This is a genomic window from Pseudomonas tritici (assembly GCF_014268275.3).
Lineage (GTDB): Bacteria > Pseudomonadota > Gammaproteobacteria > Pseudomonadales > Pseudomonadaceae > Aquipseudomonas > Aquipseudomonas tritici.
In genome coordinates this window covers 3801948-3819873 of sequence record NZ_CP077084.1, presented here as the reverse complement: position 1 = coordinate 3819873, position 17926 = coordinate 3801948, and the positions used below count along the sequence as shown (strand labels likewise).

Genomic DNA, 17926 nt, shown 5'->3' with positions numbered 1-17926 from the left:
TGAGTACCTCCTGAGTCGTGGGGTTACTTGGCGTATTTGGCTTGCAGATCCTTGGCGGCCTTCAGGTGAGCTTCAAGGGTTGGCAGCGTCTTGGTGGCGAAGGCTTTCAACTCGGCATTGTCCGAAGACGTGGATTCTTTCTTGAACAGCTCGACGGTTTTTTCATGGGCGGCGACCTGATTGTTGGCGTAGGCCTCGTCAAACGATTCGTCGCGCATTTCCAGGATGGCTTTCTTGGCCTTATCCGTCAGGGCAGCATCATCCGGTACTTCGATGTCGAGCTTTTTAGCCAGGGTCGCCAGTTCCTGATTCGCCTTGGTGTGTTCGGTCACCATGTGTTGGGCAAAGGTCTTCACATCAGCCGAACTGCTCTTTTGCAGGGCCAGCTTGCCCGCTTCGATTTCGGTGATGCCACCTTCGGCCGCATTGTCGACAAAACTATTGGACGTGGCGGCCATGGCGGTCGAAATCGAGCCTGCAACCAATACGAAGGTCAGGCCCATTTGTTTCATTAACTGAGTAGTCATGGTGTGGCTCCTTAAAGGTGGCTTGATGCCGTTACCTGAGTGTTGAGAGGGCGGCTGTGCAAAAGGTTTAATTTAATTCGCGCTTATTTCGCCAGTGGCCGTGCCCGGTTGAATTCTTGAACTATCGAAATTCAGTGGCCTCTGCTGCTTAGGTGCCCGCGGATTTTTGCGGGCTGCAACTGCCAGGAGATTGACCATGACCGATCACAAAAATGCTGACAAAACCCCAGACCCGATCAGCTCGGAAAACGTGCAGAAAGGCATTGAACAGCCGTCCAAGGGGAAGACCCTGGACCGTCCGAACCCCAAGACCGAAACCGTCGATAAAGTGCTGACGCCGACTTCGATCAAAGAGACTGAGCGCCAGACCGATGCCATTAACGAGCAGGCCGACAAAGCCGAGCGCAAGTTGGGGCACTAGCCATGGCTCGGGCGATTAGCGCGTCTGAATTGGGCGTCGAGCTCAAGCCTGATGATGACGCGAGCCTGTTCAAATGGTTGATCGCCAGCTTCTTGATGGGCAAGCGGATCCAGGCACCCATCGCTGCGCAGGCTTACAAGGTGATCGTTGAAGAACAAGGTCGCGACACTGCACGCAAGTTGCAGCACTGCACTTCACGGGAATTGGTCGCAATGTTAGGGCGTGCTCACTACGTGCGTTATGACGAAACCACCGCGCAGCGCTTGCTGGACCTCAGTGCCAAGCTGAATGCCGAGTACGCCGGCAAGCTCACCCAGATGCGCAGTGCCAGTAAAGACCGGCAGGCGTTTGAAAAGCGCCTCGGGGAATTCGACGGCGTGGGACCTAAAACCATCGAGATTTTCATGCGTGATGCGGCGACGGTGCTGTTTTGACCGCGCCGCTTTTTGTGGGATGCGCGGGCTGGAGTTTACCGCGTGAGCATTGGCCGGCATTTGTGGCCGAGGGCACGCATTTGCAGCGCTATGCGTCACGCTTCAATGCAGTGGAAATCAACAGCTCGTTTTACCGCCCCCATCTGTCAAAGACCTATGAGCGTTGGGCGCAATCAGTGCCGTCGACGTTTCGTTTTTCGGTCAAAGTGCCCAAGCGCATCACCCATGAATTGCGCTTGCAGCGTTGTGAAACCGCGCTGGATGAGTTTCTTGAACACAGCCTGCAGCTGCGTGAAAAGCTCGGCTGCTTGTTGATTCAACTACCGCCGTCGCTGAGCTATGAACCTGCCATCGCCAGCGCTTTTTTTACGGCGTTACGCCAACGCTTTGCCGGCGCCGTGGTGCTTGAGCCGCGTCACGCTACCTGGCTCGCAGCCGAGGTGATGTTGCAGGATTTTGAAATTGGCAGGGTCGCCGCTGACCCTGCGGTGATTGAAACCGGCGGCGTGCCCGGCGGTTGGCGGGGCGTGAGTTATTGGCGCCTGCATGGATCACCGCGTATCTATCACAGTGCTTATGGCCCTGAGCGAGTGCAGGCATTTGCGCAGGCATTGGTTCAGGCTACGAACGCCGGCATTCCCACGTGGTGCATCTTCGACAATACCGCCAGCGGGCATGCGACGCCCGACGCCTTGTCACTACTCTACCTCTACTCGCAACACTTCCAAGCCTAACTGCTCATACGCTTCCACACTCGGCACATGCCATTCGGTAATCAGTGTATGAATGCGGCTGCAGGGCGCCACCACAAAGGGCTCCACCGCACCGAGCTTGTCCGCCAGGGTCACCGCCACTACATGGGAGGCGCTGTCGAGCAAGGCTTGCTTGACCGCCACTTCATCAAAGTGCAGCGAGCTGATGCCCACTTGCGGATGCAGCGCGCACACCCCGGTAAACAGCAGGTCGGCCTTTATGCTTTGGATGAGGCGCACCGTTTCGTGGCCGCTGGTGGAGAGAGTCGCGGGGTTGAGTTGGCCACCGGTGAGGATCACTTTTACATCGGGGTGGTCGGCCAGTGCGATGGCGATCATGGGCGACGTTGTGACCACGGTCAGGCGAATCGAGCGGGGCAGTGACTGCGCGATCTGCAGCGTTGTGGACCCGGAATCGAACAGCACGATCTGGCCATCTTGCGCGCGGTCGGCCGCCAGTCGGGCGAGGCGGCGCTTGGCCTCGTTGGTTTCGCCAACGCGGGTGAAAAAGTCTTTGCCAGTGTCCTTTGGCCGAGGCAGGGCGCCGCCGTGCACGCGTTGCAACAGGCCGGCGGCGGCGAGTTCGCCGAGGTCGCGGCGGATGGTGTCTTGGGATACGGCAAAGTGGTCCACCAATTCCGAGGCGGTGACCTTGCCGTCGCGTTCCAGCAACAACAGGATCTTCTGTTTGCGCAAAGAAGGCAGGTCAATGGCTTGATGAGTGTTGTGCATGGTTCTGCATCATTTTGCGGGTTTATGCGAGATTATGCGCCTGCCGATATAAACGCAATGGCTGGTTGAGCAGCCGATGGGCGGTTACTCTCAGTGTTCAGTTCAGGGAGAGGTGACTTAGATGTCGTTGATTACAACCATCGAAGATTTACGCAAGCTCGCGCAAAAGCGTGTCCCACGGATGTTCTACGACTACGCCGACTCCGGCTCCTGGACTGAGAGCACCTACCGGGCGAATGAAAGCGATTTTGCCAGCATCAAATTCCGCCAGCGGGTGGCGCGCAATATCGACGAGCGCTCGATCCGTGCCAGCATGATCGGCCAGGACATGGCCATGCCGGTGGCGCTGGCACCGACCGGATTGGCCGGCATGCAGCATGCCGATGGCGAGATTCTGACCGCCCGCGCGGCTGCCGCGTTTGGCCTGCGCTACACCTTGTCGACCATGAGCATCTGCTCCTTGGAAGACATCGCCGAACACGTCGGCCAGCCGTTCTGGTTCCAGTTGTATGTGATGCGCGACCGCGCTTTTATCGAACAATTGATCGAGCGCGCCAAGGCTGCCGGCGTGGATGCGTTGGTGCTGACCCTCGACCTGCAGATCCTCGGGCAACGCCACAAGGACTTGATCAACGGCCTGTCGGCACCGCCCAAGCTGACCTTGCCGAATATCCTCAACATGGCCACCAAGCCGCGTTGGGTGATGGGCATGCTGGGCACTAAGCGCCGTGGTTTTGGCAATATCGTCGGGCATGTGAAAGGTGTGGCGGACATGAGTTCACTCTCTTCCTGGACGGCCCAGCAATTCGACCCGCGCCTGAGCTGGGACGATGTGGAGTGGATCAAGAAGTGCTGGGGCGGCAAGTTGATCATCAAGGGCATTCTCGATGTAGAAGATGCGCGCCTAGCCGCGAATTCCGGCGCCGATGCACTGGTGGTGAGCAATCACGGCGGTCGCCAGTTGGATGGCGCACCGTCGAGCATCAGCCAACTGCCGGCAATCGTGGAGGCTGTGGGCGAGCGTATTGAAGTGTGGCTCGACGGCGGCATTCGTTCCGGCCAGGACGTGCTTAAGGCGATGGCGTTGGGGGCAAGGGGCACCATGATCGGTCGGCCGCATTTATATGGCCTGGGCGCGATGGGCGAGGCGGGCGTGACCAAGGCACTTGAGATCATCGCCCGTGAGTTGGACGTGTCGATGGCGCTGTGTGGGTATAACGATATACGCGATGTGAATCGCGAGATTTTGTTGCCGGGTACATTTCCAGAAAACGTTTACTGAGCAAAAAAAACGTAAAAATATAAAAAGAGTTGTCCACGAAAACCGTGGGTATCTCTGTGGATAACTTTGCGAAGCCCCGGCAGGGTTGGCGATTTAAGCCAAGATCAATATTTGATCAACTTCTGATTTGGCCCAGCATGGGCAGGGTTTGCGCTTGACAGGCAAGCGCGAACCCAGTGCCGGAAAGTGTTTTCAAGAGTCGCCGTTGCGGCCTGTGGCGTGCGTGACAACCTGGGGCGGCATCTTCGCTTGCATCAGTTTGTCCAGCGCCTGGCCGTAGCTGCGACCGCCCAGGCTCATGCTGTTGTTATGGCTGGCGCCGGGCACCAATAACAGTCGTTTAGGTTCCTGGGCGGCTTCAAACAATTGTTGGCTGAAACGCGGCGGCACGTAGCGGTCGTCCAGGCCATGCACCACCAGCAGCGGCATATGGATATCGGCAATCTTGTCGATGGAATCGAATTTCTGCGACAGCAGCCAGCGCACCGGCAACGAAGTATTGGCCACCGCCGTGGCTACATCTGCCAGCGAGGTAAAGGTGGATTCAATCACCAAGCCGCGAACCGGCAGTGGTGTTTGTTTGCCTAACTCGGCGGCCAGGTCGATGGCCACCGCACCGCCCAGGGAGTGCCCGTAGATCAGGCGTTTGCCGGGGTCCGGTTGCAGCACTTGGAAACGTTCCCAGGCAATTCGAGCGTCTTCATACACGCTGGTTTCCGACGGAAGCTCGCCGTGGCTCTGGCCGAAACCGCGATAGTCGATGGCCAGCACCGAGTAGCCCAGGGCGTGCAATTGCTCGATGCGAAACAGTTGCCCGGTGAGGTTCCAGCGGACGCCGTGCAGGTAGAGGATTGCGGGTGCGTCCTTCTTATCCGCCGGGTACCACCAGCCATGTATGTTCTGCCCCGATTTGAAACTGGTAGGTTTGAGTTCGAACTCCTGCACGGCCTTGGGCAAGCCGCTGTACCAGCTGGCGGTGCCCGGCTCGATGCGAAACACCAGTTCGCGCTCCTTGTGTTGCAGCACGGCGCACCCCACCGGCAGGCCGACGATCAACAGCGCCATGCACAACAGCGGAAACCAGCGCAGGCTCAGGCGCGAGAGAAAACGTGAAGACATGAAGGTTCCAGAGAAAAGTTGAAGCAGGGTTTTTACCAGATGGCCCACACAGGCAGGAATTAATTCGACAGCCGTCCACCGGGATTGCTTGCAAAGTGTTACAGCATTGAACAATGCGTGCCGGGATTGTTAGGGTGGGGGCTGAACAGGAGAGCAAGCACATGGATTTCACAGGCAAAACCGCAATCGTCACGGGTGGCGCCCGCGGGTTGGGACTCAGCTATGCACGGGCACTGGCCCAAGGTGGCGCGCGAGTGGTGATCAGCGATATCGGCGCCGACAATGCCGGCTCAGGCAGCGATGCCTCGGTGGTGCTGTCGGCGGCAGAGGCTTTGCAGGCCGAAGGCTTGACTGTCATCGGCCATGGCGGTGACTTGTCCACGAACGAGGGCTGCCAACAACTGGTTGCGTACGCCATCGAGGCATTCGGCCAACTCGATATCCTGATTCACAACGCTGGCTGGGTGGGTTACCAGAACATCGCCGACCTCGACGTGGCGTTCCTGCAACGTGCCATGGACATCAACCTCTACGCACCACTTTGGCTGTGCAAGCACGCCTGGCCGCACCTGCTGCGTTCATCTGCGCCGCGCATCATCCTCACCACCTCCGACCGCGCCATGTATGCGCAATATGAACAGACCGGCCTGGTGGCCTACAGCGCAGGCAAGATGGCGCAATTGGGGATCATGAACGCGTTGAGCCATGAAGGCTTTGATGCGGGCATCAGAGTCAATGCGATCTCACCGGTCGCCAAGACGCGCATGTGGGGCGTGACCGAAGAACCGGATGAACTCAAGCCGGAGTGGGTGACGCCGGGGGTTGTGTTCCTTGCATCAACGCAGTGCGACGACACGGGTTACATTCTGCGTGCCAGCAACGGGCAATTCACCGCCACGCGCTTTACGGAAAATCCCGGTGTGGAATACCCCCGTGATTTGGCCCGAATCAAAGCCCGCAGCGCAGAAGAAGTCGCTGCCGCCTGGGATCGCATCAAACAAACGCAGACACTTTCTTGAGAAAACCGATCATGGACAACAGCCCCGTTCGCATCACCGCAGAAGAGACACTCTCGGAAAACTGGTACCTGCTGAAAAAATACAGCTTCGACCTGCGCCGCCGCGACGGCAGCTGGCAAGCCCAGACCCGCGAGGTGTACGACCGTGGCAATGGCGCGACCATCCTGCTGTACAACCGTGAGCGGCGCACAGTGTTGTTGATTCGCCAGTTTCGGATGCCGACGTTCGTCAATGATTACCACGGATACCTGATCGAAGCGGCGGCAGGGTTGCTCGACAATGCCAGTCCCGAAGAACGTATTCGCCTGGAAGCGGAAGAAGAAACCGGGTATCGCGTGGGGCATGTGGAGAAGGTTTATGCGGCGTTCATGAGCCCGGGCTCGGTGACGGAGCGGATTCACTTTTTCATCGGTGAATATCAACCGGGGGATCAGGTGGGCAGCGGTGGCGGTCTGGAAGAAGAGGGCGAGGATATCGAGGTGCTGGAGCTGGGCTTTGAGCAAGCGCTGGCGATGGTGCAAAGCGGGGAGATTGCGGACGGGAAGACCATCATGCTGTTGCAGCATCTGGAGTTGCGGATGTTGAAAGAAGGGTGGTGAGTCAGTTATTCCTCGGCGGCATATTTATTGTGGCGAGCGAGAAAACTCGCCACATAGGTTGCTTTTAAATAGGGTTTTCTTGTTTCAGTAAGTGCTCATCGAATTTAACAATGATGTGATTTAACCATGAGGGTCCTGATGCCCATTGATTAGGGTAGTAATAGTAGCAGTGCTGTTCATGAAATAAGTTATTTTGGAACTCTGGTTCATTTGTGTAGGTTTTTATTAGTTCTATTATTTCCATTTTTACAGTGGTGATGACATCTCTTTGTGAGTCAAGTAGGAATGAGCCAATTACTTCATCGGCTGAAGAGTATTCCGCTGTCCAATCCTGATTAAAGTAGGCGCCAAAAAATTGCTGAAGTTCAGTCAGTGGTAGGTTCATTTTTCAGGATATCCCGTCAGTAATAAATAGCCATCTGGCATCTTAGGTTTTCTCTTCAGAACCAGAATGAAGTTGTAGGCTGGAATGGACGATTCAGCGCCTCTAATAGCGCTCAATCCTACCGGAAAGTTTGAACTTTCGTTGATGATATGTTTATCTTTTTTTCCTTCTAAAAAATTTAAGATTTCCTGTCTACGGTTGGTTAAGCTTTTAGAAACAAGAGCTTCTGCTTCCTTTTTGTTTCTGAACGTAGATGCCGCTGGAATATGTGGTTCCAATTCCAGCCTTGCAAACAATTGTGCATCCGTCTGCTCAACGTGCTTCTTGAGCAAATGCCCCCCTGCATCTTCGTGTGTATCTAGTATGCCGCCAGGGCAATTTCCAATCTTACAACTCAATCCTAATGGGTCTATCCATCCCGTAGGGTTAGGGACGTATAGGTAGGCGTTGATCCCACCCGCCAGCTTTACCGGATCCGGCGTCAGGTAACGACCAATATCCGGATTGTAGTAGCGATGGCGGTTGTAGTGCAGTCCGCTTTCCTGGTCGAAGTACTGGCCTTGGAAGCGCAGCGGGTTGTCGACTTTTCCTATGTCGAGGCGTGTGATTTCACCGTAGGCGCGGTAATGCGCGGACCAGACGATTTCGCCATCTTGGGCTGTGAGTTCCTGTGGGGTGCCAAGGTGGTCGAGTTGGTAGTGGTAGGGCTTTGTTTCTTTTGGGCCGAAGCCTTCCAGCAGCGCCAACGGACGGAAGCTGTCGGGTTCGTAGAGGTAACTGCGGTGGCGGTCCGCGTGGTGTTCGGCGATGAGTTTGTCGCCTTGCCAGAAGAATTCGGTGGTTAGGCCGTCGATGGTTTTGCTGATGCGGCGGCCGAACGGGTCATAGCGGTAGCTGGCGGTTTGGCCGTTGGGTTGGGTGAGGCCGATGAGGCGGTGCTGGCAGTCGTAGCGGTATTCGGTGACGAGTTGATGGCCCTTTCCGCGACTTTCGCGGATCAGGTTGCCGAAGGCGTCGTAGTCGTAATGGTGGTCGCCTTGGATCATCAGGCGGTTGCCGGCGACGATGTCCGGACCGGGGCGGTCTTGCATGAGCAGGTTGCCGGCGGGGTCGTGGGCGAAGCGTTCCTGCTCGCTTTGGGAATGGTTCGCGCGGGTTAGGCGGTTTAGCGGGTCGTAGTGGTAGTGGTGTTCGCCTTTGCGGGTGTCATTGAGGCGGGTGAGGTTGCCGGCTTTGTCGTAGTCGTAGTGGCGTTGGTAGAGGGTGTGTTGCTGTTGGGTGACGGCGTGGGCATGCAGGCGTTGCTGATCGTCGTAGTGGTAATGGCTGATCAGTTGGCCTTGTTGGCGTTGGTGTTCCTGGCCGGCTTTGAACAGGTGCGAGGTGAGGTTTTTACCGTTCAAGTCGACAGTGGCCAGATGGCCGCCTTTGTCGTGGTTGAAGGTGAGGCGGTTGTTGTCGGGTAGTCGCAATTTTTGAAGTTGGCCGCAGGCGTCGTAGCCGTAACGCAAAGTGCCCCAGCCTTGGTGTTCGGCCGTCAGGCGGTTTTGCGGATCGTATTCGTAGGACAGCGCCCAGTGGCCGTCTTCGACGCTGAGGAGGTTGCCTTGGCGGTCGTAGGCGTAATCGACAATGTTGCCGTCGGGCAGGGTTTTTCTTACGAGTCGACCGGCGTGGTCGCGCTCGTAGCGGGTGACTAACTGACTGCCATCGTCGCCATGTTCGGTCTTTTCTTGCAGGTTGCCGTTGAGGTCGTAAACGTAGGCAGTGCGCTGGCCGTCAAACCCGGTTTCCTGTTGGATCAGGCCGTTGTTGTGGTATTGGAGCCGGTAAGTTTCGCCGACTTCGTTTTCGATTTCGGTCAGCAACAACCGCACGTTGTCGTAACGGTATTTGACCTGGGTTCCGTCGGCGTTGATGCGGCGGCTAATGAGGTGCAGGCCGTCGGCATATTCGTAACGGGTGACGTGGCCGAGTTCATCGCGTTCAGCGGTGATTTTTCCGTAAGCGTTGTAGGAATATATGCGCGTGTCACCGCTCGGCAAGACGATTTGGACTAATCGCCCAACGCTGTCCCACTGATACTGGGTCAGCGCACCCTGTTCATCCTCACGCGCAATCTGCCGCCCCAGATCGTCATAGCGATAGCGCTTTACGCCGCCATTCGGTAATTGCTCTTCAAGCAACTGCCCACGCTCATTCCAGACCAGCCGCTGACAACTGTGATCCGGAAACCAAACCCCAATTAGCTGGCCGTATTTGTTGTAGCTGTAGTCCGTGGAATGACCGTCTGGATCGGTCCTACGCGTAACGTCGCCCTGGTCATTACGCTCATATTTCCAAACCGCCAGACCCCGCCTTACAACCCGTACGAACCCATTCTCATGCTCGTAGGAAGTCGGCTCGTCATCCCCCGGAAACAACGCCACCAAACGCCCAGCGTCGTCATACTGATACGCCGTCACCGCCCCCAGCGGATCCTGCTCAACCGTCAGCCGGCCTTTGTTATCGTAGGATTTGAAATGCTCAGCACCATCCGGATCCACCCGCTGCACCAGCCGCGCCCGCTGGTCATGCACGTAGACTTCCTGGCTGCCATCGGCGTTATGAACCGTGACCTGTCCGTTGTCATCCCAGACATACCGCGTGTCCATCTGCGAAAAGCTCGCCCAATGCCGGACACACCGCGCAGCCTTGCCAGACCGTTCCCATTCCCAAAAGAAACTCGCCCCACCGGCCAATCCGCGCTCAAGAATGACGTGCTGATCGTCGTACCGATAAACCTCACTTTCGCCTACAGCGTTAGTCGCTGAAACCAACCGACCAGCAGCGTCATAGGCGTAGGAAACAACGTTCTGCTCCGTCACCCAGACAAACGGACCGTCATCCACAGCCCGCTCAATCTGGTAATCCACCGCAACAATGCGGCCCGATGCGTAGCGCAAAAACAGCGAGCGCCCCACACCGTTGTCCAGCCGCTCGATCTGCCCCAGGTAGTTACGGAAAATGCGCAACCGGTTGTCATACGCATCGCTGATCGCCGTCAGCACACCGTCACGGAAGTGGTAGAAACGCGACGCCTGAGCCAGCACTAACTCATCAGGCAAAGACCCCAGGTAGATCGCCGCTTCAGCCAGGCTATTGGTGATTGCGGGCCGAGAAACAGACGGCAAGGGCAGGGTAGTCGAGCGATTCTCATGGTCTGTCCACACCACCGAATCACCGGAAACCGCGAGCCGATGCGCCAGCGAGTGACTCCAGCCAAACCCCAACCCACAATCCACTTCCACCGCACTGGTGCGATATAACCGTGTCCACTCAAACGGCAAAATCCCATCGAGCGCACCATCGGTCAGTGTCAGCAGTTCCTCCCCGGTAACCATCGATACCGGGCAGCCATTGGTCGCGGTCTTATCCGCAGAAGCCGTCGCATCCCCCGCCGGATTTTTCGAACCAACAGGCACATCGTTCACAGGCTCCTGCCGCACCAACACCGTCCGCTGGGCCTTGTCCCGAACCATCGGCACCGGATTGGAAACCACCTGATCCCCAGCCTTCAACGGCACATCCGGAATCACCCTGATCGGCGTCGCCGGGCCCCCCAGCAGAATCGGTTTGGCCAGCGCTGCATGGTCTTCCACGCGTGCCTTCCCGAACTGCCCGGCCATATGCTCCAACCACCTGCGCGCCCGCTGAGACTTGATGCCCTCCAGCACCTTCGCACTCATGCGCACCGCCATGCCCATCCCGGCAGTGGCAAGACCCAGCAACAAATTGATCAATACTTCAGCGCTGATTTCCCCCAGCAACTCGTTCATGTACGCCGGCGGCAACAGCCGCATCCAGCTGACCATCGCCGACAGATAGATAAACAGCAGCGGCTCATCACTAAGCACCAACAAGCCCTTAGCGATGCTTTCGGTGCCGAGTTTCAGCAGCTGTTCAAATTGGTCCTGAGACAGGTAATGCAGGAGTTTTTCGGCATGCCCCAGCGGGTCTGAAAGCCACTGAAACAGCTGCTTGATGGTGTCCCACAGCGAATACAACGCCTCACCAAACCCGCGGGCATAGCCTTGATGCAGTGAGAGGTAGCGCTTGAGGAAGTTGGCTTCGGAATACCCTTTCCACAGCGGCTCGAAGGTGCTGCTCCATTCAGCGCGCAGCCAACTTTCCAGCGGTGCGATAACCGACTGATAAGAGGCGTACAACGCCTTGTAATGCGCTTTGGAAACAGTGGGGTAGAAACTGACCCGGTACTGCTGGTTGCGATCACATTCTGTGATTTCGAGAATGCCGCTGGGGCCAATCGTCTTATGGATCGGCTCACCCAGCGGGCCACCGTTGGGGTCGATGCGTTGCACCATCACGGGCGTATTACCAATGGGTACGAACCGTGAGCTCTGGAACATATGCACCAGGGTCAACGTGCCGTTGGCCTGGCAAGTTGCGGTGGTGGTGCTGGGAAAAAGCGAAGGGCTGATCGGCGCGACCAGCGTCACTTCATCCCCGACCTTGAATACCTGTTCGATATCCAATGCCGAAAAGCTGAAAAAATTCTCGGCCCAGGCGTCGTAGTGGTTAAGACAGCGCTTGAAGTCGTTGATAACGGCTTCGACGTCTCGCGCCTTCGAATCCATGGTGGCCAGCACCAGGTAGCCAATGGCTTGGCTGGTCACGCCTATCATGAAACAACCCCATCAACCGGGGCCCACACAAAAAACGCCATCTGCAATCCCTCGCACTGTGTATTCAGGCGAAGGACTTTGCGGACCTTTTCAGGGGAGGGGAGTAGAGGTAATCCGACCATCACGTGGGACATTTCGACAACGCTCGTCCTTCCTCCACGCGACTGACGGCTATTGTCAGAAATTTCCCACAGGAGTACAAATGTACTCCATGACGACTCTAACCCCCCGCCGTACCGCCATCCTGACCTTTATCCGCGACCGCATCGCGCAGCAAGGCCAGCCCCCCAGCCTCGCCGAGATCGCCGAGGCGTTCGGCTTTGCCTCGCGCAGCGTGGCGCGCAAGCATGTGCTGGCGCTGACCGAAGCCGGGTTTATCGAGGTCAACCCTAACCAGGCCAGGGGCATTCGCTTGCTCAACCAGCCACCGCGTCCGGAATGGCTGGATGTGCCGGTGCTCGGTCGAGTCGCTGCCGGCTTGCCCATCGGCGCCGATGCCGAAGTACACAGCCGCCTGCAACTTGACCCGTCTACCTTCGCAAAAACGCCGGACTATCTGTTGCGGGTGCAGGGTGACTCAATGATTGAGGACGGCATCCTCGATGGTGACCTGGTGGGCGTACGGCGCAGTGCCGAGGCCTTGAATGGGCAGATTGTGGTGGCGCGCCTCGACGGCGAAGTGACCATCAAGCGTTTCGAACGCAGCGGCGACAGCGTGCGCCTGCTGCCGCGCAATCCCGCGTACCAGCCTATTGTGGTCGGGCCCGACCAGGACCTGGCCATCGAAGGCGTGTTCTGCGGTTTGGTGAGGCAAGGCTGATGGGCGCCGTGATTGCCCTGGACACGCTGTTCAATGGCGGGCGTGTCTGGAAAGGCCGACCCGCCGCGCCGCCGACGAGTGTGCATCCCACGGGGTTGGCGGCGCTGGATGCGGTGTTGCCCACGGGCGGCTGGCCGGAGGCGGCCTTGAGTGAAATCCTCATGGCCAAGGAGGGTGTGGGCGAGCTGCAACTGGTGCTGCCGACCCTGGCGCGCCTATCAAAGGCGGGGGAGCGGATTGTGTTGGTGGCGCCGCCTTATACGCCATACCCGCATGCGTGGCAGAACGCCGGGGTTGATCTGCGCCTGCTCTCAGTGATTCAGGCCGAGGAGCGCGACGCCTTATGGGCCGTGGAGCAGTGCCTGCGTTCCGGCAGTTGCGGCGCGGTGTTGTGCTGGCCGCGCAAGGCTGATGACCGGGCGCTGCGTCGTCTGCAAGTCGCGGCGGAAACCGGGCAAACCCTGGCATTTGCCTGGCGCGCCTTGGGCGAGGCGATCAACTCATCGCCCGCCGCCTTGCGCCTGGCGGTCGAGGCCAAGCCCGCGCAGGTGCGAGTGCTCAAGTGCCGGGGCGGTCTGGCTCATCCGGCGCCGATTGCGCTGGCGGGGCACTGAGGTTGCCATGCGCTGGGTGTGTATTGTTTTCCCGCAATTGGCGCTGGACGGGGTGCTGCGTGTGCACCCTGAACCGGACCAACCCCTGGCCCTGCTGGCCGGCACGCCGCAGCGACGCGTGCTGCAAACCGTCAATGACGCCGCCCGTGCCTTGGGCCTGCGGCCTGGCCAATCCCTGACGGCAGCGAATGCCCTGGCCAAGACCTTTGCCAGTGCCGAATACGACCCTGCCGAGATCGAACGCTACCAACAGTTCCTTGCCGCCTGGGCCTACCAGTTCAGCTCCCAAGTCAGCCTGCATTACCCGCGTGCCTTGCTGTTCGAGATCGAATCGAGCCTGGGGCTGTTCGGGCCGTGGCCGCGGTTCGAAGCGCGCTTGCGCAAGGAATTGACCGAACTGGGTTTTCGTCACCGGATCGTCGCTGCGCCCAACCCGGCCGCCGCGCGGGTGCTGGCGAATATCGATGATGGCCTGGCGGTTACCGATGACGTCCTGATGCAGGCCCTGGCGTCGCTGCCCATCGACCGCGCCGGGCTCGAACCACAGGCCGCCACGGCCCTGTCGCGCATGGGCCTACGCAGCTTGGCCCAGGTGCAGGCGTTGCCCCGGCATACCTTGGCGCGACGTTTTGATGCCAGTTTGCTCAAGCACCTGGACGCACTGACCGGGCAGCGTCCGCTGGCCCTGGCGTTCTATCAGCCGCCGGACCAGTTTGATGTGCGTATCGAGCTGAATTTCGATGTGCAATCCCACCAGGCGCTGCTGTTTCCTTTAAGACGGTTGACCGGCGATCTGTCCGCGTTTCTGTGCGGTCGCGACAGTGGCGTGCAGCGTTTCGACCTGCACCTGGAACACGCCCAGGCGCCGGACACTGTGATCAAGGTCGGCCTGCTCAGCGCCGAGCGTGAACCGGCGATGCTGTTTGAATTGGCCCGTGGCCGCCTGGAGCACGTTCAAGTGACCTCGCCGGTACGCGGCTTTCGCCTGGTGGCCCAGGACCTGCCAGTGTTCGTGCCGCAGCGCCATGACCTGTTCGACGACCGCCCGCAACAGACCCTGCCGTGGGAACAATTGCGCGAGCGCCTGCGCGCGCGCTTGGGGGATGAGGCCGTGCGGGGCCTGCGCTTTCACGCCGACCATCGTCCAGAATGCGCCTGGCAAGCGGCGGCGGATAAAAACCCGTGCCAGGCCTTGAACAAGGTGCAACGGCCCGGCTGGCTGCTGCACGAACCCACACTGCTGGCCGAGCACAGCGTGCACATCCTCATGGGCCCGGAACGCATCGAATCCGGCTGGTGGGACGGCGCCGATATCCGCCGTGATTACTACCTGATCCAGACCCGCGCCGGCCAGCAAGGCTGGGCCTATCGCACCGTGGGGCAAAGCGATGGGCTGTGGCTGCAAGGCTGGTTTGCATGAGCTATGCCGAGCTGCACTGCCTGTCCAACTTCAGCTTCCAGCGCGGTGCGTCCAGTGCGCTGGAGTTGTTCGAACGGGCCAAGCGCCAAGGCTACAGCGCCCTGGCGATCACCGATGAATGCACGCTGTCGGGCATCGTGCGTGCCTGGCAGGCGGCCAAGGCGGTGGAGCTGCCGCTGATTATCGGCAGCGAGATGCGCATCGAGAACGGCCCGAAACTGGTGCTGCTGGTGGAAGACCTCAGCGGCTACCAGCACCTGTGCCGCTTGATCACCCTGGCCAGGCGACGTGCTGAAAAAGGCAGCTATCGCCTGCTGCTGGAGGACTTCGAGCAACCGTTGTCCGGCCTGCTGGCGCTGTGGGTCGCCGAAGACAGCAGCACTCAAACCGAGATCCAATGGCTGCGCCGCACCTTTGCCGGGCGCTTGTGGCTGGCGGTGCATTTGCATTGCGGCCAGGACGATGCGCGCCACCTTGAGCAGCGCCTGGCACTGGCGGCCAGCCTGAAAATCCCGGCGGTGGCCTGCGGTGATGTGCATATGCATGCGCGCGGCCGCCGTGCCCTGCAAGACACCATGACCGCCATCCGTCATCACGTACCGGTGGCTGAAGCCGGCACGCGGCTACACCCTAATGGCGAGCGGCACCTGCGTTGCCTGGAGGCGCTAAGCGCGCTGTACCCCGCGTCGTTGCTCGACGAAACTCAGGCGATCGCCCGTCGTTGCACCTTCGACCTCAGCCAATTGCGCTACCACTACCCACGCGAGCTGGTGCCCGCCGGCCACAACGCCGAATCCTGGCTGCGCGCCGTGACCGAAGAAGGCATCGCCCAGCGTTGGCCGCAGGGTGTCGACGCCAAGACCTTGCAGCAGATCAACAACGAACTGGCGCTGATCAGCGAGCTGGGCTACGAAAGCTACTTCCTCACGGTGCATGACATTGTGCAGTTCGCCCGCAGCCGTTCGATCCTGTGTCAGGGCCGGGGCTCGGCGGCCAACTCGGCGGTGTGTTTTGCCTTGGGCATCACCGAGATCGACCCGAGCCTGACCCGTCTGCTGTTCGAGCGCTTTCTCTCCAGGGAGCGCAATGAGCCGCCGGACATCGACGTGGACTTCGAACACGAACGCCGTGAAGAAGTGCTGCAGTACGTGTTCCAGCGCTACGGCCGCACACGTGCAGCGCTGACGGCGGTGGTCAGCAGTTACCACGCGACCGGCGCGGTACGCGATGTGGCCAAGGCCTTGGGCTTGCCGCCGGATCAGATCAACGCGCTGGCCGAGTGTTGCGGGCGTTGGAGCGACGACACGCCGCCCCTGGCGCGCCTGCGTGAAGCCGGCTTTGACCCCGAAAGCCCGATCCTGCGCCGCGTGCTCACGCTCACTCAACAACTGATCGGCTTTCCCCGGCACCTGTCCCAGCACCCCGGTGGCTTTGTGATTTCCGAATACCCGCTGGACACCCTGGTGCCGGTGGAAAATGCGGCCATGGCCGAGCGCACGATCATCCAGTGGGACAAGGACGACCTCGACGCTGTCGGACTGCTCAAGGTGGATATCCTCGCCTTGGGCATGCTCAGTGCAATCCGCCGCTGCTTCGACCTGCTGCGCCGCCATCGCAATCAGGACCTGGCCTTGGCGACCATCCCCAAGGACGATCCGGCCACCTACGCGATGATTAGCAAGGCCGACACCATCGGCGTGTTCCAGATCGAGTCGCGGGCGCAGATGTCGATGTTGCCCAGGCTCAAGCCGCAGACGTTTTATGACCTGGTCATTGAGGTCGCCATCGTACGGCCCGGGCCGATCCAGGGCGGCATGGTGCATCCGTATCTGCGTCGGCGTAACAAAGAGGAACCTGAGACTTACCCCTCGCCGGAGCTTGAAGTGGTGCTGAAACGCACCCTGGGCATCCCGCTGTTCCAGGAGCAAGTGATGCAGATCGCCATGGTCGCCGCCGACTACGGCCCTGGCGAGGCCGACCAGCTGCGCCGTTCCATGGCCGCCTGGAAACGCCATGGCGGTTTGGAGCCGCACCGCGAACGCCTGCGCACTGGCATGCTCAAAAACGGTTACACCGAAGCCTTCGCCGCGCAGCTCTTCGAGCAGATCAAGGGCTTTGGCAGTTATGGCTTCCCTGAATCCCACGCCGCCAGTTTCGCCTTGCTGACCTACGCCAGTTGCTGGCTCAAGTGCCATGAACCGGCGGCGTTTGCCTGTGCGCTGATCAACAGCTGGCCCATGGGCTTCTACAGCCCGGACCAGATCCTGCAGGATGCGCGGCGCCATCGCTTGCAGATTCGCCCGGTGGATGTGCAGGCCAGCGACTGGGATTGCAGCCTGGAACCCATCGACGGTGCGCAGCCGGCGATCCGCATGGGTTTGCGCATGATTTCGGGGTTTCGCGAAGAAGATGGGCGGCGCATCGAAGCGGCGCGCCAACGTCGGGCGTTCAGCGACATCGCTGACTTGGACGAACGCGCCGGACTGGATGCGCGTGCGCAGGCGTTGCTGGCGGATGCCGGTGCCTTACGCGCCCTGGCCGGCAACCGGCACAAGGCGCGCTGGGAAGTGGCGGGGGTGCACAAACAACTCGGGCTGTTTGCCGGCCTGCCCAGCCCCGACGAAGCCGTGGTCGAGTTGCCGGCACCGACGGTGGGCGAAGACCTGCACGCTGACTACACGACAGTCGGCACCACCCTTGGCCCGCATCCGTTGGCGTTATTGCGTGCTGAATTGCGCAAGCGGCGCTGCCGCAGTTCCCAAGAGCTGATGCTGGTCGAGCATGGGCGCAACGTCAGCGTCGCCGGGTTGGTGACCGGTCGGCAGCGCCCAGGCACTGCCAGTGGGGTGACCTTTGTCACCCTGGAAGATGAATTCGGTAACCTCAATGTAGTGGTCTGGCGTGACCTGGCTGAGCGTCAGCGCCAGGCGCTGGTGGGCTCGCGCCTGTTAAAAGTGGACGGGCGCTGGGAAGCGGTGGGTGAAGTTCGGCACCTGATCGCCGGCCGGCTTACCGACCTGACGCCGCTGTTGGAAGGGATAAATGTGCGCAGCCGGGACTTTCACTGAGGCGGGGGCTTGTAGAGGCGTAACCCCCTAAATTATAAGAGATGAACCA

Annotated in this window: 15 protein-coding genes; 10 read left to right on the top strand and 5 right to left on the bottom strand. The window is 59.6% G+C overall.

Going from position 1 to position 17926, the window contains the following annotated elements; genetic code table 11:
- Positions 1-23: 23 nt before the first annotated feature.
- On the bottom strand, positions 24-527 hold the full coding sequence (locus tag HU722_RS17055) for a DUF4142 domain-containing protein (RefSeq protein ID WP_065890822.1): 504 nt from the start codon (positions 525-527) through the stop codon (positions 24-26).
- 196 nt (positions 528-723) lie between these two features.
- On the opposite strand from HU722_RS17055, the gene HU722_RS17050 reads away from it, so the two are divergent.
- From HU722_RS17050 to HU722_RS17040, 3 genes are read left to right on the top strand one after another with little or no spacing between them, the layout of a single operon-like run.
- Positions 724-948, top strand: a complete 225-nt coding sequence (locus HU722_RS17050) for a hypothetical protein (protein WP_065882037.1) — start codon at positions 724-726, stop codon at positions 946-948.
- Between the two features lie 2 nt (positions 949-950).
- On the top strand, positions 951-1382 hold the full coding sequence (locus HU722_RS17045; protein WP_065890823.1) for a DNA methylase: 432 nt from the start codon (positions 951-953) through the stop codon (positions 1380-1382).
- Entirely contained in the window at positions 1379-2116 is a 738-nt protein-coding gene (locus tag HU722_RS17040) for a DUF72 domain-containing protein (protein ID WP_065872208.1), read from the top strand. Before HU722_RS17045 ends, HU722_RS17040 begins: the two co-directional genes overlap by 4 nt.
- Here the strand turns inward: HU722_RS17040 and HU722_RS17035 are convergent.
- A complete protein-coding gene (locus HU722_RS17035; protein ID WP_065882043.1) occupies positions 2081-2866 on the bottom strand; it encodes a DeoR/GlpR family DNA-binding transcription regulator in 786 nt (261 codons plus the stop codon). The genes HU722_RS17040 and HU722_RS17035 overlap by 36 nt on opposite strands.
- A gap of 121 nt (positions 2867-2987) precedes the next feature.
- Here HU722_RS17035 and HU722_RS17030 point away from each other — a divergent pair, with 121 nt between their 5' ends.
- Entirely contained in the window at positions 2988-4148 is a 1161-nt protein-coding gene (locus tag HU722_RS17030) for an alpha-hydroxy acid oxidase (RefSeq protein ID WP_065872212.1), read from the top strand.
- A 192-nt stretch (positions 4149-4340) separates the two neighbouring features.
- Here the strand turns inward: HU722_RS17030 and HU722_RS17025 are convergent, their stop codons facing one another.
- Entirely contained in the window at positions 4341-5267 is a 927-nt protein-coding gene (locus HU722_RS17025) for an alpha/beta hydrolase (protein WP_065872214.1), read from the bottom strand.
- Between the two features lie 161 nt (positions 5268-5428).
- Between HU722_RS17025 and HU722_RS17020 the strand changes: the two genes are divergently transcribed.
- Both HU722_RS17020 and HU722_RS17015 read left to right on the top strand, forming a co-directional pair.
- On the top strand, positions 5429-6286 hold the full coding sequence (locus HU722_RS17020; protein ID WP_065872215.1) for an SDR family NAD(P)-dependent oxidoreductase: 858 nt from the start codon (positions 5429-5431) through the stop codon (positions 6284-6286).
- A gap of 11 nt (positions 6287-6297) precedes the next feature.
- Positions 6298-6885, top strand: coding sequence for an NUDIX domain-containing protein (locus HU722_RS17015; protein WP_065872219.1), 588 nt, complete (start codon positions 6298-6300; stop codon positions 6883-6885).
- Positions 6886-6949: 64 nt separating this feature from the next.
- On the opposite strand, the gene HU722_RS17010 is transcribed toward HU722_RS17015, so the two are convergent.
- Both HU722_RS17010 and HU722_RS17005 read right to left on the bottom strand, forming a co-directional pair.
- Positions 6950-7270 carry a contact-dependent growth inhibition system immunity protein gene (locus tag HU722_RS17010; protein WP_083207183.1) on the bottom strand — a complete coding sequence of 107 codons (321 nt, stop codon included), beginning with the start codon at positions 7268-7270 and terminating at the stop codon, positions 6950-6952.
- The gene (locus tag HU722_RS17005; protein ID WP_218490438.1) at positions 7267-11955 is read right to left on the bottom strand and encodes an RHS repeat-associated core domain-containing protein; all 4689 of its coding nucleotides are present in this window, start codon (positions 11953-11955) and stop codon (positions 7267-7269) included. The genes HU722_RS17010 and HU722_RS17005 overlap by 4 nt, the downstream gene beginning before the upstream one ends.
- A gap of 202 nt (positions 11956-12157) precedes the next feature.
- Between HU722_RS17005 and lexA the strand changes: the two genes are divergently transcribed.
- From lexA to HU722_RS16985, 4 genes are read left to right on the top strand one after another with little or no spacing between them, the layout of a single operon-like run.
- Positions 12158-12775: a transcriptional repressor LexA gene (gene lexA, locus HU722_RS17000; protein ID WP_065874700.1), complete on the top strand. Its 618-nt coding sequence runs from the start codon at positions 12158-12160 to the stop codon at positions 12773-12775.
- Positions 12775-13389 carry a translesion DNA synthesis-associated protein ImuA gene (gene imuA / locus HU722_RS16995; RefSeq protein ID WP_065880669.1) on the top strand — a complete coding sequence of 205 codons (615 nt, stop codon included), beginning with the start codon at positions 12775-12777 and terminating at the stop codon, positions 13387-13389. Before lexA ends, imuA begins: the two co-directional genes overlap by 1 nt.
- 7 nt (positions 13390-13396) lie before the next feature.
- Complete coding sequence (locus tag HU722_RS16990; RefSeq protein ID WP_065890841.1) at positions 13397-14809, top strand: Y-family DNA polymerase; 1413 nt, start codon at positions 13397-13399, stop codon at positions 14807-14809.
- The gene (locus tag HU722_RS16985) at positions 14785-17877 is read left to right on the top strand and encodes an error-prone DNA polymerase (protein ID WP_210172774.1); all 3093 of its coding nucleotides are present in this window, start codon (positions 14785-14787) and stop codon (positions 17875-17877) included. Before HU722_RS16990 ends, HU722_RS16985 begins: the two co-directional genes overlap by 25 nt.
- Positions 17878-17926: the final 49 nt, after the last annotated feature.

What these genes read in the sequence shown, in the direction of transcription:
- HU722_RS17045 (WP_065890823.1), top strand. Translation starts at nt 951, where the DNA reads ATGGCTCGGGCGATTAGCGCGTCTGAATTGGGCGTCGAGCTCAAGCCT.
- HU722_RS17025 (WP_065872214.1), bottom strand. Translation starts at nt 5,267, where the DNA reads ATGTCTTCACGTTTTCTCTCGCGCCTGAGCCTGCGCTGGTTTCCGCTG.
- HU722_RS17010 (WP_083207183.1), bottom strand. Translation starts at nt 7,270, where the DNA reads ATGAACCTACCACTGACTGAACTTCAGCAATTTTTTGGCGCCTACTTT.
- HU722_RS17030 (WP_065872212.1), top strand. Translation starts at nt 2,988, where the DNA reads ATGTCGTTGATTACAACCATCGAAGATTTACGCAAGCTCGCGCAAAAG.
- HU722_RS17035 (WP_065882043.1), bottom strand. Translation starts at nt 2,866, where the DNA reads ATGCACAACACTCATCAAGCCATTGACCTGCCTTCTTTGCGCAAACAG.
- HU722_RS17015 (WP_065872219.1), top strand. Translation starts at nt 6,298, where the DNA reads ATGGACAACAGCCCCGTTCGCATCACCGCAGAAGAGACACTCTCGGAA.
- HU722_RS17050 (WP_065882037.1), top strand. Translation starts at nt 724, where the DNA reads ATGACCGATCACAAAAATGCTGACAAAACCCCAGACCCGATCAGCTCG.
- imuA (WP_065880669.1), top strand. Translation starts at nt 12,775, where the DNA reads ATGGGCGCCGTGATTGCCCTGGACACGCTGTTCAATGGCGGGCGTGTC.
- HU722_RS16990 (WP_065890841.1), top strand. Translation starts at nt 13,397, where the DNA reads ATGCGCTGGGTGTGTATTGTTTTCCCGCAATTGGCGCTGGACGGGGTG.
- HU722_RS17005 (WP_218490438.1), bottom strand. Translation starts at nt 11,955, where the DNA reads ATGATAGGCGTGACCAGCCAAGCCATTGGCTACCTGGTGCTGGCCACC.
- lexA (WP_065874700.1), top strand. Translation starts at nt 12,158, where the DNA reads ATGTACTCCATGACGACTCTAACCCCCCGCCGTACCGCCATCCTGACC.
- HU722_RS17055 (WP_065890822.1), bottom strand. Translation starts at nt 527, where the DNA reads ATGACTACTCAGTTAATGAAACAAATGGGCCTGACCTTCGTATTGGTT.
- HU722_RS17020 (WP_065872215.1), top strand. Translation starts at nt 5,429, where the DNA reads ATGGATTTCACAGGCAAAACCGCAATCGTCACGGGTGGCGCCCGCGGG.